The following is a 21,580-nucleotide window of genomic DNA, read 5'->3' on the forward strand; positions in this document are numbered from 1 at the left end:
CAAAAGCCTTCTAACCCACATTCGTAGCCTCTACGAAGAGATTAAAAGGTGTTAAAAAAATATATGCACTTATGCTTCCGCTTCATCTGGTTATCCTCGTATCATATAAGTTGGTCGGGTCAGGGTCTTATAGGTATAGGGATTCGTATGTTGGGTTTCACTTACTTGGATACGAATCGTCATCCCTTCTCCTACTTTGCTATCTAATGCGAATTTCCCATTAAAAGCTTGAACGCGCTCCTGCATGCCTTGTATGCCCATAGAATCGGCAAGTAGAATATCATCTATATTACAACCAACACCATCATCGCTATACAAAATTTGGAATCCCTCTTCGGTGCCCAGTAAATGTATTTCAACTGTATTAGCATAGGAATGTTTTAACGCATTGTTTAATAATTCTTGAAACAGTCGATAAATCATTAAATTTAAACGCTCATCCTCTAAATAGAGGCGGTCAATCGTATATATCAAAACAAAATTAGCCCGTTTATGAATTTTCTGTATTAATTTTTCAAGGGCTGCATTTAAGCCCAATGTATCTAATAGAGGTGGCTTTAAGTTTTCGCAGTAGCCCCTCAAATCATTCAGAGAGATAATCATATGTTCATGAAGCTTTATAAGTTTAGATGGGATCTCCTCTTTTTCTTTGGTATGCATGAGGACATCCATTTCCCTTGCAATGTGCAGTTGTTCTTGTAAAATCGTATCATGAAGTTCCTGTGCTAACTGATATTTTTCTTCCTCGAACCTTAGCCAGAGTAATTTATTGAGCCATGGTAGCTGTCGATTATCAGCTTCTTTCATATGCTTTAACTGATTTAAAAGCTCCTCAACCATTTTTGTGTTTTCGATAAAATTATTTAAATAGAGCAGCAATAATTCTAGCCATAGCAGTTCCTCGTCCTTGAGATAAATCGTTTTATTATGATCCACAACAAGGATTCGTTTATAGTTCACATCCTGATGAATAAAGGCGATATAGAAATGATCTGTCTTCTTTATATCTCCCAAGCCTAATCGTTCGACTAGTACCTCATCTATTTGATGCTGCGTATATTCTTTAGATTTATTTGTTAAGGTAACTTGATGTGTTTGAAAATCGTAAGTGAGCACATACACACTTTCCATTTCAAGCTGAACCACAACCTCTTGTACAAATTTCTCCAATAAGTCCTCAATCTTCACCACTCTACCAATACTCTCAACGGTCGTATACAAGCGGTGGATGTAGTCGCCTTTTGTAGAAAATAAAATTTTCCGCTTACGATAATCAATCCGCTCTTTAATGTAGAACAACGCCATTAACGATAGAAAGGCAAAAAAGAAAATCTCTGTCATGTGCGTAATTGAAAGATCAGTGAGTAAATATAGTCCTATTAACAACCACATAGTAAATCCAAATGAGAAATTGAAGTAATATCGTAAACGTGAAATAAAATACTCCATATCAAATATACGTTCAGTAAGTTGTGTAAAGATAAAACTAAAAGGAATAAGCATTAAGAATAGAGAACAAATTTCTGCAGAAAGTATATACCTATTAAATACTATTACAGGTAAAGCGTACATAAAAAGAAAAGGTAAAAATGGTATAAAAACACTACTCAACAGAACTTTTAGTTGAGGTACTTTATATTTTAGATACCCGACTATCATAATGGTTAATAAGGTCACCAAGAGTAGAAAGAAAATACCAAGTACAATATAAGAATGGTGGTAATGTGTATATGGAATTATTATACTAAAAAAACTAAGTATAACAGCAGATATAGGAATTAAATAAAGTATTTTTACATTTTCAAAAAATATCCATTTGAGATTCAGAAAATAAAAGTACTCTTTTAAAAAATGTATTAAAATTACTAAACATAACAACATACTGCTTCTATTTACTATTATTCCAATAGGATCTAGTCGGCTTGAAGCACCGCTACTAACATATGCCAGAGAAACAGTAAGGATAAATAAAATAAGTAATTTAATTAAGTTAGAATTTTTTTGTTTGTATTTAATATATAAAGTAATAAATAAAGTGAGTAGAAAATAACAAGAAGGAATAACTAACACATAATAGAATTGTTGAGGAATATCTAAATGCCTTATTTTCACCACTAATATCTGGCCATCTGGCTTTTTTATTACTAATTCATTTGCTGCTCTAATCACAGAATCATATTCTAGATTAGAAACATTTTCTGTGTGCGTACCATTAACTTCTAAAACAATATCCCCTAGCATTATTTGATGATTATCTGCCCATTTTTTAAAATATGGCTTCTTTACGAACCATTGGCCGTCTTCTTCTTGAATTTCAATATTTATTGAAGGAGAGCTATAAGTTACATTAATTAAATATAAACCAATAAATAAATAAAAACTTATAGCTATCCATATAGGTTTATTTATAAAATATTTTAGTACCAAATTAAACTTTGAGAACAGAAATCTTCATCAAACGAATCCAATATTGCCTTTTGTTCTAATGCTGTTACACCAATGAGAGAAGCTTTTTTTTCTTTTAACAATGTCACTAACGTCGGATTTTGCTCTAAATACTGAATCATGTTAATCATTAAAATCGCCTCATTTCTTCATTTTTTTAGTTTATAGTCACTATTTTTTGCCAATAATTCCTCTTAATAAGGAATTATTAACCATTTATGTAACTATATTTTCATTATACTACCTCTCTCCAATAATTCAACATAATTTTCTAAAAAATTCAAAAAATAATAGATTACGTAATAATTTTGCTTTATTTTCAATTATTTTTCTCCAATAATAGACATAAAAACAAATGAAAAGCTCCTTCCTTCTAGTAGGAAGAAGCTTTTCATTTTTCTCTTTTGCTAATACTGACACCCTTCTTGTAGCCACTTGTAGAAATCACATGTAATCAATGTTGCATGCTTTGGGTTCATATCACCACTATCTACTGCTAAAACACGATAATCCTCTGCCTTTATGTCCATTAAAAAGACCATTCCTCCACTATCATCACCAATTGCAATATAGCCTTTTGCATATTCCTCCACTTCCCAAGTCTGGTTTCTTTCTATTACTTCCTCTGTACCATAAATGAACACGCCATTCGTAAACGATAAACCGTTACTTTCCTTTAATACAAGTGTATACGCACTCGGAAGTTGACAATTCAGCCTATGTTCTATGTGTACAATTTGGTGATCTGTTGCTGGTGGATTAGCTGTATAGCTATTATGTATAGGTAACATGTCGTCACCGTCCTTTCCAATAAACTTTTTTACGTCTGCGCTGCACAAAATTCATAAAACGCCAGGATTAAGGCATCAACCTTTTGTTTACTGACAATTTTACCTAACCATTCTTCTGGAATATTGTCCAACTGTTTATACATTCCCGCGATCGATCCTGTAATTGCTGCAACGGTGTCCGTATCTTCTCCTAAATTAACTGCCATCAGAATCGCTTCTTTAAATGTTGTAGAATTACCTACACACCAAATAGCCGCTTCTAACGAATGAACAATATAGCCACTCGATTGAATCTCGTCTTCAGGCGTATTTAAAAAGTTTTCATGAAAAATCCTTGCATAAGCATTTAACTCTGCTTTCATTTCATTTTGTAAATTATTTTGGAGTAGTTCAAAGACCTCTTTTAAGGCCACTTCTAGTGAATTATTTCGGTATAAGCTTAATAATAGTTCAATGTAAATGATGGACCCTACTATGGAACGCGGATGACCATGAGTAATCTCTGTATACTGATGAACTAATTCTTTTCTTTTAATAAAATCTAACTCATGCATTACCACGAATACTAAAGGAGCAATTCTCATTAACGTACCATTGCCATTATCAAATTCGCCCGTTTTACCACATTTTGCTGGCGGAACACCTTTTTTATAGTTCGAAACGGCTTCAGCTGTAGTAATTCCAATATCAAACATTTCGCCAAATGGTGTGAGATAGCCCTGCTCCATGTATTGTACAAATTTATTCATTAATGTTTTGGTATTCCCATTTTCAATAATGTTCTCGACCAGGCAGAGTGTTAAAGAAGTATCATCAGACCAAGTACCAGGTGGCTGATTGTAAGTACCGTACCCCATCACATCTTGCACATGGAAAGTCCCTCTTTGTTTAAACTCAACAGGTACGCCCATTAGATCACCGATAATCCCACCGTATAAAGTGTCAAACACCCGCTCCCTCAATTTTGTATCTACCATAGATGCCACCCCTAACTTTAATTTAATTTATCACAATTCAAAAACAGTACATTTAATTTTATAATAAATCAATTCCTCATTTATTATTTTTTCGATCTCTCTCCAATCTCCTCCAGCTAAACCTGAACCAATTTTAGGCATCTGTATCGATAATCTATTTTTTAAGGCAAACCTCGCAACTTTTCTTAAACATAAACGAAGCACATCATAATCAATATAGGTTGTACGATCTTTATCATTTTTCCTCACACCATGCTGTGCAAGCATATTGGCAACAAAAGTAGCTTTCTGCTGGTCTACACATACAAACTGAACCTCTCCTAACCCAAAAGTTTCTTTATCCTTCGACCATTTTACATAATCATTTTTAGCAATAGGGAATTGCTTTGATAAAGATAAAACAAAGCCTTTTCCCCATTTTCCTAAAATATTGACTACATGAATAATGAGTGTATGTTCTTCTAAAGGAAGAGATGCATCGCCCTTTAAGTAGTTTATTGGAGATTTGTTAGCTACAATTCCCTCCTGCCATTTTTTCTCAAAATCTAATCTTGTAATAGGTACACTATCGCTTACATCTAAACTATCGATATGTCCGTCATACAATAAAAATCCAATATCTTCGTTCCAATCGTGCAATGATGAAGAACAGTACATATCATTTTTTATTATATTGATCTGCCTAGTTGCAACGCCATCATCAAATTCTGTATATAATTGACCATAACCTTTTAAAAATTCAATATTATCACATTTATAGTATAATAGACTATTACCAAACTTGATATCTTCTTCCATCACTTTCCCCCCTTAATAGAACCAACCTAACCCTATCTTGTGCTTAATAAGGTGCAAAGATTTTATTAATTATACTTTCGATTGTAGATAGTTAGGCACTACCTCTAAGTCCTTAAATTGAATCCCTTTAAGATGGAATTTTTCACAGATTTAAATTTTTCTGAACAAAACAGGTATCTACCCAGTTTAAATCGTTTAATGGAAATAAATCAAGATCAGAGTCTTTTAACACCAATCTTATATACTTATCAACGAAACTTCCATCAACTTTTAATTTTGCATTACTTGGCACTTCTCTTGTAAGATACTCAGATTTTCATAATCAATTGAAGATTCGTTTAGCCTGTAATTTAAGGTGCAAAAAAACCGCTCACATAAACGTGAACGGTTTTGGAAACTATGCTTTTTGATAACGAAGCACTGGTGTACGAGCAGCGCGTGTTTCGTCTAGACGAGATACGACTGTTGTATGAGGTGCTTCTTGAACGATTGATGGATTTTCTTCTGCTTCTTTCGCAATTTGAATCATTACATCACAGAATGCATCTAACGTTTCTTTTGATTCTGTTTCAGTTGGCTCAATCATCAATGCCTCTTCCACATTTAATGGGAAGTATGTTGTTGGTGGATGGTAGCCAAAGTCTAACAGACGTTTTGCGATGTCTAATGTACGAACGCCTAGTTTCTTCTGACGACGACCTGATAAGACAAATTCATGTTTACAGTGACGGTTATATGGTAGATCGTAGAATGGCTCTAAGCGACGCATCATGTAGTTGGCGTTTAATACAGCATATTCTGTAACAGCTTTTAAGCCATCAGGACCCATTGTACGAATGTACGTATAAGCACGAACATTGATACCAAAGTTACCATAGTAAGGTTTTACGCGTCCGATTGATTGTGGACGATCGTAGTCAAAGTGGTATGTGCCTTCTTCAGTTCTTACTAATACTGGTTTTGGTAGGAATGGAATTAAATCTGCTTTTACACCTACTGGACCAGAACCTGGACCACCGCCACCATGTGGGCCTGTAAATGTTTTGTGTAGATTTAAATGCACACAGTCAAAGCCCATATCGCCAGGACGTGCTTTACTCATTACAGCATTGAGGTTCGCACCATCATAGTACACTTTACCGCCTACAGAGTGAATTAGCTCTGCCATTTCGATAATGTTTTCTTCAAACAACCCTAGTGTATTCGGATTCGTTAACATTAGAGCTGCTGTATCAGAACCTACTACTTTGCGAAGGTCTTCGATATCAACTAAGCCATTTTCATCTGATTTAACAGTGATTGTTTCAAAGCCTGCTACTGTCGCAGATGCTGGGTTTGTACCGTGAGCTGAATCAGGAACGATTACCTTGTTACGGTGACCTTCACCATTTGCTTCATGGAAGGCACGAATCATCATTAACGCTGTCCATTCACCATGAGCACCTGCTGCTGGTTGTAATGTAACTTCATCCATCCCAGTAATTTCCACTAAAGAAGTTTGAAGATCATAAAGAAGCTCCATTGCCCCTTGTGCTGTTGATTCATCCTGTAATGGGTGAACATTTGCAAAGCCAGAAAGACGTGCAACTGTTTCGTTAATTTTCGGATTATATTTCATCGTACAAGAGCCAAGCGGATAGAAGCCAGAGTCTACTCCATGGTTTCTACGAGAAAGTGCTGTATAATGACGCATAATATCAAGCTCAGACACTTCAGGTAGTTCTGCTGCCTCTGAACGTACTAAGTTTGCAGGTAATAAATCTGCTAGGTCTACCTCAGGCACATCTAGTGCTTCTAAGCTATAGCCAACGCGACCTTCTTTTGAAATTTCAAAAATGAGTGATTGATTTTCGTTATGCATTAAGAGCCCCCATTTCTGCAACAAGTGCATCAATTTCTTCTTTCGTGCGTAATTCAGTTACTGCGATTAGCACATGATTTTTAAGAGAGTCATAATTTTGACCTAAAGGATAGCCACCGATAATACCCTTTTCGATTAAGCCTTTATTGATTTCCTTCACACATTTATTCGTTTTCACAACGATTTCATTGAAGTGTGCGCCTTGGAATGCTACTGTAAAGCCTGCTGCTTCAAAGGCATTTTTTGCATAACGTGTTTTCGCGATATTTTGAGTAGCCATTTCACGAATTCCTTGTTTTCCTAGAGCTGTCATCGCTACAGAAGCTGCAAGTGCAAGTAGTGCTTGGTTCGAGCAAATATTGGAAGTTGCTTTATCACGACGGATATGTTGCTCACGTGCTTGTAGTGTTAATACGTATCCACGACGGCCTTCACCATCCACTGTTTCACCAACAAGACGTCCTGGTACCTTACGCATCAATTTTGTTGTCACTGCAAAGAAACCACAGTGTGGGCCGCCGAAAGCTTCAGAAATACCAAATACTTGCGCATCACCTACACAAATATCAGCACCAAGCTTGCCAGGAGGCGTTAAAATTCCTAATGCCAATGGGTTAGAAGATACAACGAGTAAGCTTTTTGCAGCATGTGCAATATCCCCAATCACTTGGATATCTTCCACTTGGCCAAAGAAGTTTGGATATTGTGCAATAACAGCTGCTGTGTTGTCATCGATTAACTCTTTTAATGCATCCACATCTGTCACACCATCTTTTTGCGGGATAGTCACGATATCAATGGATTGACCATATGCATATGTAGCAACAACATCGCGATATTCTGGGTGCACTGCTTCTGACACTAAAATTTTCTTGCGACGCGTATGACCAGCTGCCAACATACCCGCTTCTGCCAATGCTGTACCACCGTCATACATAGAAGAGTTAGCAAGATCCATTCCCGTTAGCTCAGCAATCATCGTTTGGAATTCAAAGATAGCTTGTAGCTCACCTTGTGAAATCTCTGGCTGATATGGTGTATAAGCTGTATAGAATTCTGAACGAGAAATAACATGGTCTACGATCACTGGTTTATAGTGGTTATAAACACCTGCACCTAAAAATGATACGTTGGCATTTGTGTCCTTATTTTTAGCAGCAAGTGCCGTTAACTCTTTTAATAACGCAGATTCTGATTTTGCTTCTTTAATATCATAAAGGCCTTTAAAACGGACTTTCTCAGGAATATCCTCAAATAACTCATCGACTGAGGATACACCGATTACGTCTAACATTTCTTTTTGATCTTGCTCCGTCATAGGTAAATAACGATGTTTCATAAATGTAGGTCCCTCTTTTCAACTATTATTTTGAACGCTTGTAAAACGGTGTTTCTACTGTTATTACCTTTAAGTGTTTACCGCGAATTTCAATTTCTAGTTCAGTTCCGATTGTTGCGAATTGACTGTCAATTAATGCGTGACCAACATTACGTTTTGATGAAGGAAGCTGTGTACCAGTTGTCACTTCACCGATTTCTTGACCATCCTTAAACACTTTGTAGCCATGGCGTGGAATGCCTTTATCAATCATTTCAATGCCTACAAGTTTGCGTGGTAGACCATTTTCCTTTTGAGCTACTAATGCTTCATGACCAATGAAGCCTTCTTTATTTAATTTCACAGCGAAACCAATACCAGCCTCTAGAGGAGAAATTGTTGCTGATAGCTCTTGACCATATAGTGGTAGCCCCGCTTCAAAACGAAGTGTATCACGACATCCTAGTCCAGCTGGAACCACACCTTTTTCTTGACCTGCCTCTAAAATTTTACCCCAAAGCGCTTTGATGTCTTCTGGAGCGCCATATAATTCAAAGCCATCTTCACCTGTGTAGCCACTGCGAGAAACTAATACTTTATGTCCTGCAACCTCCACATTCTCTTGGAAGCGGAAAAATTTAATGGCACTTACATCAGTCGAAGTAAGGGATTGAAGAACTTCTTCTGCTAGTGGTCCTTGAAGAGCAATTTGTGCGTAGGCATCCGATTGGTTATCAATCGTCACATCATATTGATGTTGATTTTCCATCATCCAATCATAGTCTTTTTCAATGTTAGCTGCATTGACACATAATAAATAGTGATTGTCAGCTAATTTATATGTTAATAAATCATCAACAACGCCACCATCTTCGTAGCACATTGCCGTGTACTGCGCTTGACCGTCAGCAATTTTTGATACATCATTTGATAAAAGATTTTGTAAAAAACCTAATGCATCGGGACCTGTTACTAAAATCTCTCCCATATGTGATACATCAAATAAGCCTGCACGATTACGCACTGCATCATGTTCTTCTTTAATAGAAGAGAATTGAACAGGTAATTCCCATCCACCGAAGTCAACTGTTTTTGCACCATATTTCGCGTATTCTTCAAATAGAGGTGTACGTTTTAATTCATTCGACATTCTTTTTTGCCCCCTTATTGTTAGTTACATTTTTACTGGTAGTAGTTCGTCTGCTTTTTGTATTCCTACAGTCAATTAAGTAAAACGGGCTATAGACATAAAAAAAGACAGACGAACCCCTTTTCGGGATTCTCTGTCCTTGCACCTGAAAGTTACACCAGACTGGCTCGCAAGCTTTACCGTTGCCAATCAGTCGGCTTTCCCCTTTGGTGGCTGTTATTGTTATACTACAGCTCTCTCCAGAGTTGCGTCTTGTACGAGTCCTTTTACCTGAGAGATTCATAGCCCATTTTGCTACTTGCTCCTTCGGTGGCGTCTACACGCTCTCTCCCCGCACAATCATCCGCCCAAGATAAATCTTGGTACTATTTAGTATTCAATGAACATTTAGTTACTTATTTGTCTATATCCTAACATTAAATGCATTGGAAAGGCAATCATTTTTTAAAAGATAATAAAACACGAACATTAAATAAATATACTCTATTCATCGTTCGTTTTTCAATCTTTTCACTTGAAATACTAAATACTCTAGAATTTGGCGAATCGTCCTACCTTCTGTCAGTACCTGAATATGGCCTGCATCACGGTAAAACTTCCTTCTGTAGTGATACAGACTTTCTAGCTCCTCTTTTGTAGAGCTCTGTACAATGGGTCTATTTGGATCATGCTGAACTCGTTTATAAATATCCTCAAACGACGCATCTAAAAAAAACACCAGTCCACTGCGTCTCATAATTTTTCGATTTTCAGCATTGATGGCAACGCCACCACCAGTCGAAATAATACAGGCCTCGTCCCTAAAATTTTTCAAAAATTCTGTTTCTATTTCTCGAAAGTGGGCCTCACCGTATTTTTCAAAAATCTGTGGAATTGTCATCCCCTGCTGACGCACAATCTCATGATCCATATCATAATATGGCATCTTCAATAAATAGCTTAAACGTCTTCCTAATGCACTTTTTCCACTACCCATAAAACCAACTAAATATATTTTTCGCAATTCGATTCACCTTCTTATAACTACGATTCTACACTGTCTGACAAAATTTGTCCCAATAAATTTATCGTAGCTCGAACATTCAATTTTTCTAGCCCATCATATGTTCGATACTGCATTTCATAAGACATATAATACGCAAGAACAAAAGTAGTTACAAAAAATAATAATGCAATTGCGATCAAAAAAATAGCCCCTCTGTCATTTTTCAATAATTGGCACATAAAAGGTTCGCTCCTTTTGAATACCACTAGCCATTTCAACAGCTACCGTCAGCTTATTTTCGGAATAGCTAAATTGACATTTATTGATTCCTATTAGCATAGGAACATGTCCACCCTTTACCTGCTCACGAATAATATTCGAGTAGCAATCAATATGATGGAGCGTATTAGCTGTTTGGAAAGTTATTCTTTTATGATCTTCACGAATGGAAAAGGTGGAAAGTTCTTTTAAAGAGAGGTTCAAGTCAGAAACAAATAGTTCCCACTTTGTTTGTTCATCTATTAGCATAGTTGATTTCATTTCAGCAAACCAAAGTATTATAAGGACAAAAAAATGAGAAATAAGCACAAAAACGACTAATTGAAACATAGCTTCTATTAATGTATAGCCTTTCTCATTCATGCACTTCACCTGTCACTTGGATACATTTTTGGCGTGACTCCTGTAAATTTTGAAATTGGACACAAACTTGTTGTTCGTCAACTATCCAATGATAAGCAACCTGTTCAATGGTCCGAGAGCCCTCTGTTACTTGAATAGCATGGTACTGTTTTAAACCTTCGTATGCTGTTTCAGCTGCAATTAGCTCCATTTTTTTATTAGCAAGATTTGTTTTCATCGTATAGGTAATGGGGATTAACGAGGTACAAAGCAGCATCAAAATACCCACACCTAAAATAGTTTCTACAAAAGAATAGCCTGACTCATTCAATCCTAGCTCTCCCTCGCCCTAATGTTATGATTACTTTTTTCTTGCCCTGTGGTGTTTTAAATGCCATGGTGCCTGCTGTCATCACATTGCCGCTATAGTTATAGACAAGTGTTTGAATTGAACTCTCAGCTGGCAAAAATTCAACCCCCTTTGGAAAAGAGCGTTCATATAAATGAGTATAAATATCTTTTTGAATAGTATAACGATTTGTTGAACCTTCCATTTTCAGGGCTATATATTGTCGTTGGCTCATACTATAGGTTTGAATATATTGAATATCCAGTTGTAATTGCGTAAAAAATCGTTCTAATTCCTTGGTTTCTGCTATTTTCAATGAGAATTTACTAACAATCGCTGTTAAACTCATAACAAGAAATAAGACAACCAGCATTTCAAGAATTGTAAAACCACCGTTTTTATGAACATTCATTAGCTATCCGTACCTGTTTCCAAGTTGACATTGGCTGGACGTACCTCTCCCTCATTAGTAATCACTATTTCTTCTTTATTTGGGCAGGTTGTTTCATTTTCCTTTAAATAGCCCTTTGCCACTAAATCCTCTAAGGTAGGATAAGCCATATAATCTACACGATACGCCTCTACTTGACCTTGTACCATGGTTATATAAGCCGTACAGCCTTTCTTATCTATTGTGGCGAAATGCTTTGTAACATTTGGGATTGTAATTAAAATAAGAATGGATATAATTAACAAAACTATAAGCATCTCAATTAAAGTAAAACCAGCTTGTTGGTTAAGACGTTTCATCATCTTCCTCCTAAACTAATTCAATCATGTGATAGATGGGTAATAATAAACTGATATAAGCCGCTATTATACAAGCAGCTATAAGGATAAAGAAACTTGGCTGCACAAAAGCTAATATTTTTTGCAAAAGCTGTTCCTGCTTTTCCATTAATAAATCGCTATACAATACTAACTCTTTTCCTAAATATCCGCTGTGCTCGCCATGCTCAACGAACATCGGAAAATCCTTTTGAAAAACGGCCATGATCGTTACCGCCTGTGTGAGTGATTCTCCAAAGATGACTCTATCTTTTATACGCTGTGAAAGAACTTGAAGAAATGGTTGTAGTTGCTGTTCCTCTAATAGCTGTAGGCTTGCTTGTAATGAAAATCCACTTTGTAGTAAGCTTCCTAAATAAGCAGCAAATTGCCTTGTCAAAGTCAACCTAAAATAGCGTTGTATAAAGGGGATTTTTAATAAGACTGTAAGTTGATGAGCAACAGCTTGTCGTTTAAGATAGAATCGAAAAAGGAATACGCTACCTATTACTATGAACATGGTCGAGATAACTACATCTGGAACATGCAATAACAGATTGGACAATGCAATGCTTGTCTCTTCTGTTTCAGAGGTACGACTGCCGACCATTCTTTCAATGTTCGGCAAAAAAAATGTACGAAACACAAAAAATAATAACAATAAAAAGATAATCAGTGTGACAGGATAGATCAGCAGCTTGATTAACTTTTTTTTAGTCTTTTCACTTACTGTTATCTGTTTAGCTACACCTTTAAATGCTTCTATCATGTGGCCATTGTTTTCCGCCACCTTAATTGCCATTAAATAATGATTCCCTAGCTGTAATGTTTCAAATATCCCTGCAACGCCTACTCCTTGTCTGAGCTTTTCATCAATTTGCTGCTGTATGTCCTCATGTGCTTCAATATGATGAGGTAGTAGCATGGAAATAGCTTGGGGAAATAAATATCCTTCCTGCATTAATACACATAAACGATTGAAAAGCTGAGCTTGCTCCTTTACCCGCCATTTCGTAGCCCGATTATAAAAAAGAACAATTTTATCGATGTATGTTTGTAACTGCATATAGGCTCTCCACTAATTCTTTTTGTCCCATTAATGTTACATCATAAGGAAGTTTGTAATTGCCCTTATTTTTGATGGCGGTGATGGCTCTTGATAGATGGTCATCATGTAATATCTCATAGACAGCTCGACGTTCTTCATGTATAGCTGAGGTTTGAACAAGCATTTGGGCAACTATACCGATAACCGTTTGACGAAGCTCCTCTATCGACACACCTAAATCCATTAAACGGTAGAGACAATTAATGGAGTCTTTTGCATGAATAGTGGAGACAACTAAATGCCCTGTTAGAGAAGCTTGGATGGCAATATTTGCTGTTTCTCTATCGCGAATTTCACCAATCATAATGACATCAGGTGAATGGCGCAAAATGGCTTTTAATCCTGCAGCATATGTAACGCCTGCTCGTTCGTTGACTTGAATTTGAAGTAAATTGGCTTGGCTGTTTTCTACAGGATCTTCTAAAGAAATCACATGTCGATTCAATTCTGTGGAACAGTAGTGGATGAGGGAATAAAGTGAAGTAGACTTGCCAGAGCCGGTTGCTCCCGTAAAAAACAGAAGACCTTGTCGGTTTTGTACCAGCTCCATGAGTTGGTAAGCTGCGCTTTTGGAAAAGCTTAGGGAAGTTAGTGGAAATGCATGATTTTGGAGAAGTAAACGAATAATTAAGCTTTCTTTTAAAAATACAGAAGGCAGTGTGGATACACGAAACGAATAAGAATTTTGCTCCATTGCCTTTTGAAAGGCACCGCTTTGAGGTTTACGACGCTCACTAATATCTAATTCTGCAAGAAATTTATAGTAAGAGATCATTCTTTCTGCAAGTTCATGAGGTAGCTCACCAGCGTGGAGAAGTTTATCATATTTTCGAAAATAGATCCGATACTTTATGTTTCCTGGAACTAGCAATAAATCGGATGCTCCAAAATGATAGGCCTTTAGTAAAAGTTGCTCACATTTTTGTTCAACAACTGTTTCAAAATTCTGCATATATGCACCTCTCTTTTAGTTCATTCGAATATGACCGCTCTATTCGTTATTTCCTAGTATAAGGAGGAACTCGCCACGAGAAAAGCCCTTTTCAGAAAATAAAAATTTATAAGTTAATTTTCTGCCAATAATGTTTTTTGCTATAAAAATGTGGATAAAGTGCAATTTTCCACTAAAAAAGAATATAAATACATGAAAAAATTAATATTTATGCCGAAATGAACTGTATCTTTTTCAATAATACAATATAATAGTATCAACATGATTATTTTCCTAACACTTGGTAGACGAACATAATTTTTATAATTAATTAAAGAGGTGAAGCTCATGATCCATCCATTAAAAATTACTAGTACACTAGCGGATGAAACAAGATACTCTATTTATGAGTACATATTGCAAGAGAAAAAAACAGTTACTGTACAACATATTGCTGATAAATTCGGTATCCATCCAAACGTTGCTCGACTTCATTTAACGAAGCTTTCAGAAATAAATATTATTACAGCTGACTATGTAAAAACAGGTAAAGGTGGCAGACCTGGACGTGTTTATAAAGCTTCAGAAAAAGGCGTATCTCTTACTTTTCCAAGACGTGATGAAGATCGTTTATTAAAATGGACGATACAATTAATTGAAGACTTTGGTCCATCTGCATTAACAAAGTGCCAGGAAATTAGCTACCAAGACGGCTACCAGCAAATGAAAAATTATATGAGTGCTGAATTGACATTAAGTAATTCTCTTTCCTTCGATGAAAAACTTCAGCTATTAACGGACAATGCCGCTTTAATTGGCTATATTCCACAGATTCAACAAACTGAGCAAGGAAAAAAAGTTATCTTCTCCATCTTCAATTGTCCATTCCAGGAGCAACTGACAGCCTATTCTGAAATTGTTTGTTCATTACATGAATCCTATTTAAAAGGGCAATTAGATGCATTGTTTACGAACAATGAATTTGTGCAAATGGAAAGTATGATACATAATTGCGATTTATGTAAATATGAAATAAACGTGACAGAAATCGATAGCTAGATTAAAAATCCATTTGTTTGTCACAAACATGGAGAAGTTCCAGTTTACAGACACCTTTCATATCATTTATAATGAGTAAGAGATTATTGTGTCGTGGGCAAAAGGAGGGGAAATTTCATGGATAATATGTATAAAGTTATGGCATTCTGGACAGGTATTTTTGCCGTTATGTTCTACCTTGGAGGTATGAACGAGGTATCGCTATTATTCTTAGGTAATACAGGTTTATTCTTATTATTAGGCTTCTTAAACCTTTCAGAACGTATGTACATGTACATTTTCGGAGCATATTTAACTGTATTCTTCGCTGGCTTCACGTACTATACAACATTCATTCACGTACCTGGTGGCGGTCATTAATACAAACAAAATCGCGTATCTCACTTTCGGTGAGATACGCTTTTTTATGTGCTAAAACAGTTTATTATCCATGTTTTAAAATCCATTTAAAAAAGGATTTGTCTCCATTTCTGCGCCTACCGTTGTATAATTACCGTGTCCAGGATAGATAATAGTATCCTCAGGTAATGTCAACAGTTTATTATGGATAGATTCCAATAAAATTTTGGTTGATCCCCCTAATAGATCTGTACGTCCTACACCTTGTTCAAATAACGTATCTCCCACGATGGCAAAACCGTCGTTTTCAAAGATATAAGAAATACTCCCCGGTGAATGCCCAGGTGTAAAAACAGCTTGAAACACAAAATTACTTATTTCAATTTGCTGTTCTTTTTTGATAATTGTATCTTGCGCTGGTGCAGCTACCCTATAATCTGGTAATGCAGGATATTTACTAGAGCCATTCTTCGTTGGATCTGCTAGCCAACTAACTTCCTTTTCATGAATCCATACAGGAACGTCAAATACCTCACGCACTGCATCTACTGACCCTATATGATCAAAATGGGCATGTGTTAAAAAGATAGCAAGAGGTTTTAAGCCGTTGCTACGGATTGTTTTAATTAGACGCTCCGCCTCTTCACCTGGATCAAATACGATACATTCTTTTTCTTTATTCGATACGATATAGCAATTCGTTTGGACGGGACCAAGAGAATAACTTCGTACGTTCATCATAGTTATCACCTCAACTTCCTATTATACAGGCTTTGCCACAATTTGACGATAAATGTTCATAGTTTACAGTATTTTAGTCCTCGACAAAAACAAGTAGAACGTTTACAATTAAGGAGGAATATTGTTTGCGACATTCATTTTCTGATGTCGAAAGGAGTGTCTATTTTTAATGAACTTATTAATGGTTATTTTTGGTCTAGTAGCGATTTTAGCTGTATTTGGTACATTCCAAGCAATTAAAGAAAAGAACCTATTAAGCGTTGTTTTCAACTTATTAAGTGCTGCTGTATTCGGATGGTTCGTCATCATGACGATTGTTCACAGCGGTTACCCACCAAAATTACACTAAAATTCAGACAGAAAAAGAGCAGTCTCTTCGGAGATTGCTCTTTTTTTGTCTATTATTACTTATTGAATTGAAGAAACCGCTTCTTGCCGATTTGTAGTACATCATTATTCATTAATACTTGTGATATGTCATCCATCGCCATTTTTTCTCCATTCAAGGATACTCCTTTTTGCTTGATTAACCTCAAAAACTCACTCTTACTTTGAATAAAACCCATTGTCACTAGTTGTGGAATGATATCCACGATTCTTTCCTTATCAATTTCTAAGAGCAGTATAGGAATGTTTTTTGGTATTTCCTTTTTTTGAAATGCTGCTTCAAAATAAGCTCTTGCTTCCTCCACTGCTGTAGATCCATGGTATAAAGCCGTTATAATTTCTGCTAATAGGAATTTCAAATCGCGGGGATTCTCTCCCTTTTGTAGTCTATCTTGAATAGCCTGCACTTGTAGTGGATGCTCATCTGTTGCTAATTCGAAATATTTGATAATTAAAGTATCTGGTACTTCCATCACCTTTTTAAACATAATCTCAGGTGCTTCATTGATGCCAATATAATTACCTAAACTCTTACTCATTTTTTCAATACCATCTAACCCCTCTAGTAAGGGCATAAAAATAGCAATTTGTTTTTCTAATCCTCCATGCTTTTGTAAGGTGCGTCCCATTAAAATATTGAACGTCTGATCCGTTCCACCTAACTCTATATCTGCCTCAAGTTCTACTGAATCATATGCTTGCATAAGTGGGTAGAAAAACTCATGTATACCAATTGGGATGTGCTGTTGGTAACGTTTCTGAAAATCTTCGCGCTCTAGAAGTCGAGCAACAGATGTTGTGGCTGCTAGCTTGATGACTTCTTCAAAGGACAGCTTCGCTAACCATTCACTATTAAAACGAACCGTTGTCTTGTTCGGATCTAGTACTTTAAAAATTTGCTCACAATAAGTTTGGGCGTTTTTCTTCACTATATCGTCATTTAAGGCTATTCGCCCCTTAGCTTTACCTGTAGGATCGCCAATTCGTCCTGTAAAATCACCGATAACAATAACTGCATGATGGCCTAAATCTTGCATTTGCTTGATTTTCCGTAGAACAACCGCATGACCTAAATGAATATCTGGTGCGGACGGATCGAGCCCTAGCTTAATCGTTAAAGGTCGCTGTTCTTTATACGATCGCTCTAATTTTTCAAATAAATCCTGTTCATCAACGATCTTGTTAGCACCCTTCTTGATAATCGCTATTTGCTCCTTTGGTGTTAAAAACATACGAAACATCTCCTTGTAATATTAAATATTAATATTGCAAGTTCTATAAGAGTAAATGGGGTACCGATTTTGTTTACAAGGCTTTAATAGCTTTACACGTTTTGGCTTAGAAGGCATAAAAAAAACGCCTTTAGGAAATTCCTAAAGGACGTAGATAAACGTGTTACCACCTTTTTTCGAGAGCTATTCACATAGCTCTCCTCAACAAGTACAGCCATAGCGATACTTTTGCAATGATTACGGATGCAACCCCGTCGTAGCCTACTATAGTTTCGGTACGCAGCTCCAAGATGTATTCACTTTAATATCCCCTTGCGCCTCTCAACAACCGGCTACTCTCTGTCAGTTCCATTAAAGTTACTCGTTCTTTTCGATGCCTTTCACTCTTATACTCCGAAATGCGAAAAACAAATCTTCGTTATGCAGATATTTACACTTATTATAATCATATCTTGCTATTTGTCAATAAAAAGAAATGTTCAATAAAGTGTATTGACGTTGCATAGTGTTGTAAAACATTGCGAAAAGTGTTTTCTTTAGCATAGGATTCACAAAAAAATTTTATGAATAGTGCTTGAGACTAATTCTTTTTTATCAGCAATAAAAAGAGAGATCCCTATACGAGATCTCTCTTTGATTATTTAACTGAATCCTGCTTTAAATTACCTGTTTTTTCGTCATAGAAGCGAAGTAAGTCTCCATTAATGATGGCATCAGAATTTTCTAGCTCCATTGTAGCACGATCAGCATAAGACTGACATGGCTCACCATCTATTTCTTCGCCAGTTGCTTTGTCATAGCAAGCTTCACCAGCATAGACGTATTTATCTGTAATAAAACGTCCATCACGGAAGACTACAAAGTCCTCATGCTCTGGAGAAAATAAATCTGCCCCCATTTGCATATCTTTTGACGTTTCAACGCCAAGAAGGTGTAAGATCGTTGGACGTAAATCCATTTGTCCTGAAATCTCAGTCATTTCTTTTCCATCGCCAGCTCCTGGGATGTGGATGAATAAAGGTACTTCTTGAAGCATTGCATTATCCATTGGTGTAATTTGATCTTTTCCTAAATATTGTGCCATTGCTTTATTATGGTTCTCAGAAATACCATAGTGATCCCCATACATCACAATAATAGAATTATCATAGACACCTTGATCTTTTAACTGTTGGAAGAAGTCTTTTAAAGCCTCATCCATATAACGTACTGTTTGGAAGTAACGATTTAATGTACCTGAATTTGAATCATATTCAGGAATCATAATATCTTCTGGATCCAATGTAAATGGATAATGGTTCGTTAAAGTAATAAGTCTAGAGTAGAATGGCTGAGGCATATCTTTCATTAAAGCAGCTGATTGCTCTAAGAATGGAACATCTTTCATTCCCCAGTTTACAGCTTGCCCCTCTTCCACAGTATATGAATCTATATCGTAGAATTTATTAATTTTTAACGATTGATACATCATGTCACGATTCCAGAATGATTTATTATTAGGGTGCATGACATTTGTAAAGTATCCATTTTCTCCAAGGCGTTCAGCCATTGAATTATACGTATTTCCACCATGCGTGAAGAATACAGCACCTCGACCTAAACCAAACAGTGAGTTTTCAACAATAAACTCCGAGTCAGATGTTTTTCCTAACCCTGTTTGGTGATAGAAGTTACTGAAATAATACGTATCTTTATCTTTTGTTAAAGAGTTTAAGAATGGCGTAATTTCATGACCATTCATGTCATTATTAATGACAAAGTTTTGTAATGACTCCATCGATACCACAATCAGGTTACGACCTTTATATTTCCCAAACATCTCTGGATTTACAGCAGCCTGATTAGAACGTATATAGTTGTTCACTTCTACTAGTTCACTACCATCGGCTAACGCACGTTGTGCAGATGATTTAGATTGAATATAAATGTCATACAAGTGGTAATTGTACGTTCCAATGTTTTTTACTAATAATTCGCGGTCAAAACTACGTGTTAGTAATTGTGGACGCTCAGTTTCTGCTAAGCCTAAATTTAAGAATGTCATTGCTATTGCAAGCACAAAGAATGCACGACGGAATTCAATATTCACTTTAAATGCATCTTTCATTTTTGGTAAAAATTTATTCGCTAAGATTAAGATAACGACATCAACGAAATATAATACATCCCAAGGCTCAACAATGGCTGCTACTGATGTTCCTAAGTCACTAAAGTTACTTGTTTGGAATAATACTGGTAGCGTAATAAAATCATTGTAGAATCGATAGAACGCTACATTTCCGTATAAAACAATGGACAAAATAACGCTGACCGTAATCAAATAACGATTTCTAGCTTTTGCTGATTTAAAGAATAGTGATAAACCATACGTAAATAGCAAGAAGCTTAATGGATTAATAAATAAAATAAATTGTTGCATTGCATTTTCAATTTTCATTTCAAAGCTTGTGTGGTAAACAATGACCGTTTTGATCCAAGTTGCTATAATTGCTAGTATCATAAATGAATGTTTAGGCCACTTTATTGATTTCATTCCTAACATCCTCCCTACTTCCTTACAAAAAAATAATAATTATTTACATTTTGTTACGGAAACAAAATATATCTTAATCCTTTTTTAACAGATAATCAACACATATCTTAGGGAAAATTTTTTCTCCCTGCTCTTTCTATGCACCAGATATCTATATATACGTTTTGCATTGTAAAAAGTTTCGTAAAAACATAAAAACAGCGGAAACCCACTGTTTTTAAGAATATTACATACATGTTACATTAATTTTACAATACCCAATTACATTATATTTCAAACATTACTTTTTATGCTCTTCCATACGAAGTCTTGTTGTTTCTTGTCGAATAAGCAGTAGAGCCATTTGATAATCTTTTATATCTAGTACATTCGCTTTATAGAGCTCACGTATTTCATCCTCCATCAACATCAAATCGCCAATAGGATCACGTGTATAAATATAGGTACCATATGTTTTCAAGAGTTCATAAATATCTAGCATTTTATCCATTTTCATTCGCTCCTCGTTGTGCAACACAGTCAATACGTTTTGTGGGCGTCACAATGATATCTACTGGGCAATCATGTGCTTCAGTAGGAACACAATCAATGATTTGCTCATCAAAGAGCAGCGACATCAGCTTACCCTTATTATAGTTTAATACATAGCGGTCATAATAACCACCGCCATAGCCGATTCGATAACCGTATGGATCAAAAACAACGCCTGGTACAACAATGATATCCATCTCATTTGCGTCAACAAACTCACTTTTTGCTGGAATGGGCTCACGCAAATGCATATATACAGTTTCAAGCTGTGCAAATGATTCAATGGAATAAAATGACATTTCTCTTGTTTTTGGGTGACATTTAGGAACTGCGACCTTTTTACCTAGTTTCCATAATTCCTCAATTATAAGAATTGTGTCGACTTCTGGCTTATTTGAAATGGTCATGCCAATTGTATTTGCTTCTATTATATATGGTTCCTGTAGCACCTTGTTTAACACAGCTAATGATTGACGATGATAGTCTTCATCCGTCATAGTTGCAAGGGCTTGGCGTACCGTGTTTCGTAAAGTTGTTTTATCCATCTAGGCTACCTCCTATATCGTAAAACTTCATATCCTCCTGGAATTGTTACATTGAATGATGTGATAAAATGTAGAAAGCCAAAACCACTTGTGGTTTTGGCTTAATGAGCG

The 21,580-nt window shown here is 36.0% G+C and carries 24 protein-coding genes, 1 riboswitch and 1 other annotated feature; of the genes, 3 read left to right on the forward strand and 21 right to left on the reverse strand.

Annotated features, from left to right (window positions below; translation table 11 throughout):
• Nucleotides 1–90: 90 nt before the first annotated feature.
• The 16 genes from MKY76_RS15005 to comGA all read right to left on the reverse strand — a co-directional run bounded on the left by MKY76_RS15005 (nt 91) and on the right by comGA (nt 14,123).
• On the reverse strand, nt 91–2,427 hold the full coding sequence (locus MKY76_RS15005) for an ATP-binding protein (RefSeq protein WP_342556808.1): 2,337 nt from the start codon (nt 2,425–2,427) through the stop codon (nt 91–93).
• Complete coding sequence (comX, locus tag MKY76_RS15010) at nt 2,418–2,576, reverse strand: competence pheromone ComX (RefSeq protein ID WP_009370188.1); 159 nt, start codon at nt 2,574–2,576, stop codon at nt 2,418–2,420. Before comX ends, MKY76_RS15005 begins: the two co-directional genes overlap by 10 nt.
• A 276-nt stretch (nt 2,577–2,852) precedes the next feature.
• Nucleotides 2,853–3,236, reverse strand: coding sequence for an SMI1/KNR4 family protein (locus MKY76_RS15015; protein ID WP_054549147.1), 384 nt, complete (start codon nt 3,234–3,236; stop codon nt 2,853–2,855).
• Between the two features lie 29 nt (nt 3,237–3,265).
• Nucleotides 3,266–4,213, reverse strand: a complete 948-nt coding sequence (locus tag MKY76_RS15020; RefSeq protein ID WP_048392267.1) for an ADP-ribosylglycohydrolase family protein — start codon at nt 4,211–4,213, stop codon at nt 3,266–3,268.
• A gap of 30 nt (nt 4,214–4,243) precedes the next feature.
• On the reverse strand, nt 4,244–5,011 hold the full coding sequence (locus MKY76_RS15025) for a macro domain-containing protein (protein ID WP_048392266.1): 768 nt from the start codon (nt 5,009–5,011) through the stop codon (nt 4,244–4,246).
• 397 nt (nt 5,012–5,408) lie between these two features.
• The gene (gene gcvPB / locus MKY76_RS15030) at nt 5,409–6,872 is read right to left on the reverse strand and encodes an aminomethyl-transferring glycine dehydrogenase subunit GcvPB (protein WP_048392265.1); all 1,464 of its coding nucleotides are present in this window, start codon (nt 6,870–6,872) and stop codon (nt 5,409–5,411) included.
• Entirely contained in the window at nt 6,865–8,211 is a 1,347-nt protein-coding gene (gene gcvPA, locus MKY76_RS15035) for an aminomethyl-transferring glycine dehydrogenase subunit GcvPA (protein ID WP_004231057.1), read from the reverse strand. The genes gcvPB and gcvPA overlap by 8 nt, the downstream gene beginning before the upstream one ends.
• Nucleotides 8,212–8,236: 25 nt before the next feature.
• On the reverse strand, nt 8,237–9,340 hold the full coding sequence (gene gcvT / locus MKY76_RS15040; RefSeq protein WP_048392264.1) for a glycine cleavage system aminomethyltransferase GcvT: 1,104 nt from the start codon (nt 9,338–9,340) through the stop codon (nt 8,237–8,239).
• A 248-nt stretch (nt 9,341–9,588) separates the two neighbouring features.
• A riboswitch (glycine riboswitch) is annotated at nt 9,589–9,683 on the reverse strand.
• A 144-nt stretch (nt 9,684–9,827) separates the two neighbouring features.
• Complete coding sequence (locus tag MKY76_RS15045) at nt 9,828–10,343, reverse strand: shikimate kinase (protein ID WP_004231053.1); 516 nt, start codon at nt 10,341–10,343, stop codon at nt 9,828–9,830.
• Nucleotides 10,344–10,363: 20 nt separating this feature from the next.
• Complete coding sequence (locus MKY76_RS15050) at nt 10,364–10,525, reverse strand: hypothetical protein (RefSeq protein WP_225340350.1); 162 nt, start codon at nt 10,523–10,525, stop codon at nt 10,364–10,366.
• 16 nt (nt 10,526–10,541) lie between these two features.
• Nucleotides 10,542–10,967, reverse strand: a complete 426-nt coding sequence (gene comGF / locus MKY76_RS15055) for a competence type IV pilus minor pilin ComGF (protein ID WP_342556809.1) — start codon at nt 10,965–10,967, stop codon at nt 10,542–10,544.
• The gene (locus MKY76_RS15060; protein ID WP_112118304.1) at nt 10,960–11,277 is read right to left on the reverse strand and encodes a hypothetical protein; all 318 of its coding nucleotides are present in this window, start codon (nt 11,275–11,277) and stop codon (nt 10,960–10,962) included. The genes comGF and MKY76_RS15060 overlap by 8 nt, the downstream gene beginning before the upstream one ends.
• Nucleotides 11,270–11,707, reverse strand: coding sequence for a competence type IV pilus minor pilin ComGD (comGD, locus tag MKY76_RS15065; RefSeq protein ID WP_048392261.1), 438 nt, complete (start codon nt 11,705–11,707; stop codon nt 11,270–11,272). Before comGD ends, MKY76_RS15060 begins: the two co-directional genes overlap by 8 nt.
• Nucleotides 11,707–12,045 carry a competence type IV pilus major pilin ComGC gene (gene comGC / locus MKY76_RS15070; protein WP_342557911.1) on the reverse strand — a complete coding sequence of 113 codons (339 nt, stop codon included), beginning with the start codon at nt 12,043–12,045 and terminating at the stop codon, nt 11,707–11,709. The genes comGD and comGC overlap by 1 nt, the downstream gene beginning before the upstream one ends.
• Nucleotides 12,046–12,055: 10 nt before the next feature.
• Nucleotides 12,056–13,129 (reverse strand): competence type IV pilus assembly protein ComGB, encoded by a 1,074-nt coding sequence (gene comGB, locus MKY76_RS15075; protein ID WP_257960691.1) that lies wholly within the window; start codon nt 13,127–13,129, stop codon nt 12,056–12,058.
• Nucleotides 13,104–14,123 carry a competence type IV pilus ATPase ComGA gene (gene comGA, locus MKY76_RS15080; RefSeq protein ID WP_342556810.1) on the reverse strand — a complete coding sequence of 340 codons (1,020 nt, stop codon included), beginning with the start codon at nt 14,121–14,123 and terminating at the stop codon, nt 13,104–13,106. Before comGA ends, comGB begins: the two co-directional genes overlap by 26 nt.
• Before the next feature lie 327 nt (nt 14,124–14,450).
• Here comGA and MKY76_RS15085 point away from each other — a divergent pair, with 327 nt between their 5' ends.
• Both MKY76_RS15085 and MKY76_RS15090 read left to right on the forward strand, forming a co-directional pair.
• Nucleotides 14,451–15,161, forward strand: a complete 711-nt coding sequence (locus tag MKY76_RS15085) for a helix-turn-helix domain-containing protein (RefSeq protein ID WP_048392257.1) — start codon at nt 14,451–14,453, stop codon at nt 15,159–15,161.
• Between the two features lie 117 nt (nt 15,162–15,278).
• Nucleotides 15,279–15,521: a DUF2626 family protein gene (locus tag MKY76_RS15090; protein ID WP_004231035.1), complete on the forward strand. Its 243-nt coding sequence runs from the start codon at nt 15,279–15,281 to the stop codon at nt 15,519–15,521.
• A gap of 75 nt (nt 15,522–15,596) precedes the next feature.
• Here MKY76_RS15090 and MKY76_RS15095 read toward each other — a convergent pair whose 3' ends face one another.
• Nucleotides 15,597–16,241, reverse strand: coding sequence for an MBL fold metallo-hydrolase (locus MKY76_RS15095; protein WP_342556811.1), 645 nt, complete (start codon nt 16,239–16,241; stop codon nt 15,597–15,599).
• 169 nt (nt 16,242–16,410) lie between these two features.
• Here MKY76_RS15095 and MKY76_RS15100 point away from each other — a divergent pair, with 169 nt between their 5' ends.
• Complete coding sequence (locus MKY76_RS15100; RefSeq protein ID WP_004231029.1) at nt 16,411–16,590, forward strand: DUF2759 domain-containing protein; 180 nt, start codon at nt 16,411–16,413, stop codon at nt 16,588–16,590.
• A gap of 55 nt (nt 16,591–16,645) precedes the next feature.
• Here the strand turns inward: MKY76_RS15100 and tyrS are convergent, their stop codons facing one another.
• The 4 genes from tyrS to MKY76_RS15120 form a co-directional block, all read right to left on the reverse strand.
• The gene (gene tyrS / locus MKY76_RS15105) at nt 16,646–17,860 is read right to left on the reverse strand and encodes a tyrosine--tRNA ligase (protein WP_269898109.1); all 1,215 of its coding nucleotides are present in this window, start codon (nt 17,858–17,860) and stop codon (nt 16,646–16,648) included.
• 141 nt (nt 17,861–18,001) lie between these two features.
• Nucleotides 18,002–18,243 (reverse strand) — a binding site (T-box leader).
• A gap of 254 nt (nt 18,244–18,497) precedes the next feature.
• On the reverse strand, nt 18,498–20,393 hold the full coding sequence (locus MKY76_RS15110) for an LTA synthase family protein (RefSeq protein WP_048392681.1): 1,896 nt from the start codon (nt 20,391–20,393) through the stop codon (nt 18,498–18,500).
• A gap of 280 nt (nt 20,394–20,673) precedes the next feature.
• On the reverse strand, nt 20,674–20,883 hold the full coding sequence (locus MKY76_RS15115; protein WP_004231021.1) for a YqgQ family protein: 210 nt from the start codon (nt 20,881–20,883) through the stop codon (nt 20,674–20,676).
• Complete coding sequence (locus MKY76_RS15120; RefSeq protein ID WP_342556812.1) at nt 20,876–21,469, reverse strand: 5-formyltetrahydrofolate cyclo-ligase; 594 nt, start codon at nt 21,467–21,469, stop codon at nt 20,876–20,878. The genes MKY76_RS15115 and MKY76_RS15120 overlap by 8 nt, the downstream gene beginning before the upstream one ends.
• Nucleotides 21,470–21,580 lie beyond the last annotated feature (111 nt).

Origin of the sequence: Lysinibacillus sp. FSL P4-0201 (assembly GCF_038593425.1) — a bacterium.
Taxonomy (GTDB): domain Bacteria; phylum Bacillota; class Bacilli; order Bacillales_A; family Planococcaceae; genus Lysinibacillus; species Lysinibacillus capsici.

Excerpts from the sequence above, each read along its gene's own strand:
- comX (WP_009370188.1), bottom strand. The coding sequence starts at position 2,576 with ATGATTAACATGATTCAGTATTTAGAGCAAAATCCGACGTTAGTGACA.
- MKY76_RS15015 (WP_054549147.1), bottom strand. The coding sequence starts at position 3,236 with ATGTTACCTATACATAATAGCTATACAGCTAATCCACCAGCAACAGAT.
- MKY76_RS15020 (WP_048392267.1), bottom strand. The coding sequence starts at position 4,213 with ATGGTAGATACAAAATTGAGGGAGCGGGTGTTTGACACTTTATACGGT.
- MKY76_RS15025 (WP_048392266.1), bottom strand. The coding sequence starts at position 5,011 with ATGGAAGAAGATATCAAGTTTGGTAATAGTCTATTATACTATAAATGT.
- gcvPB (WP_048392265.1), bottom strand. The coding sequence starts at position 6,872 with ATGCATAACGAAAATCAATCACTCATTTTTGAAATTTCAAAAGAAGGT.
- gcvPA (WP_004231057.1), bottom strand. The coding sequence starts at position 8,211 with ATGAAACATCGTTATTTACCTATGACGGAGCAAGATCAAAAAGAAATG.
- gcvT (WP_048392264.1), bottom strand. The coding sequence starts at position 9,340 with ATGTCGAATGAATTAAAACGTACACCTCTATTTGAAGAATACGCGAAA.
- comGF (WP_342556809.1), bottom strand. The coding sequence starts at position 10,967 with ATGAATGAGAAAGGCTATACATTAATAGAAGCTATGTTTCAATTAGTC.
- comGD (WP_048392261.1), bottom strand. The coding sequence starts at position 11,707 with ATGAATGTTCATAAAAACGGTGGTTTTACAATTCTTGAAATGCTGGTT.
- comGC (WP_342557911.1), bottom strand. The coding sequence starts at position 12,045 with ATGAAACGTCTTAACCAACAAGCTGGTTTTACTTTAATTGAGATGCTT.
- comGB (WP_257960691.1), bottom strand. The coding sequence starts at position 13,129 with ATGCAGTTACAAACATACATCGATAAAATTGTTCTTTTTTATAATCGG.
- comGA (WP_342556810.1), bottom strand. The coding sequence starts at position 14,123 with ATGCAGAATTTTGAAACAGTTGTTGAACAAAAATGTGAGCAACTTTTA.
- MKY76_RS15085 (WP_048392257.1), top strand. The coding sequence starts at position 14,451 with ATGATCCATCCATTAAAAATTACTAGTACACTAGCGGATGAAACAAGA.
- MKY76_RS15090 (WP_004231035.1), top strand. The coding sequence starts at position 15,279 with ATGGATAATATGTATAAAGTTATGGCATTCTGGACAGGTATTTTTGCC.
- MKY76_RS15095 (WP_342556811.1), bottom strand. The coding sequence starts at position 16,241 with ATGATGAACGTACGAAGTTATTCTCTTGGTCCCGTCCAAACGAATTGC.
- MKY76_RS15100 (WP_004231029.1), top strand. The coding sequence starts at position 16,411 with ATGAACTTATTAATGGTTATTTTTGGTCTAGTAGCGATTTTAGCTGTA.
- tyrS (WP_269898109.1), bottom strand. The coding sequence starts at position 17,860 with ATGTTTTTAACACCAAAGGAGCAAATAGCGATTATCAAGAAGGGTGCT.
- MKY76_RS15110 (WP_048392681.1), bottom strand. The coding sequence starts at position 20,393 with ATGAAATCAATAAAGTGGCCTAAACATTCATTTATGATACTAGCAATT.
- MKY76_RS15115 (WP_004231021.1), bottom strand. The coding sequence starts at position 20,883 with ATGGATAAAATGCTAGATATTTATGAACTCTTGAAAACATATGGTACC.
- MKY76_RS15120 (WP_342556812.1), bottom strand. The coding sequence starts at position 21,469 with ATGGATAAAACAACTTTACGAAACACGGTACGCCAAGCCCTTGCAACT.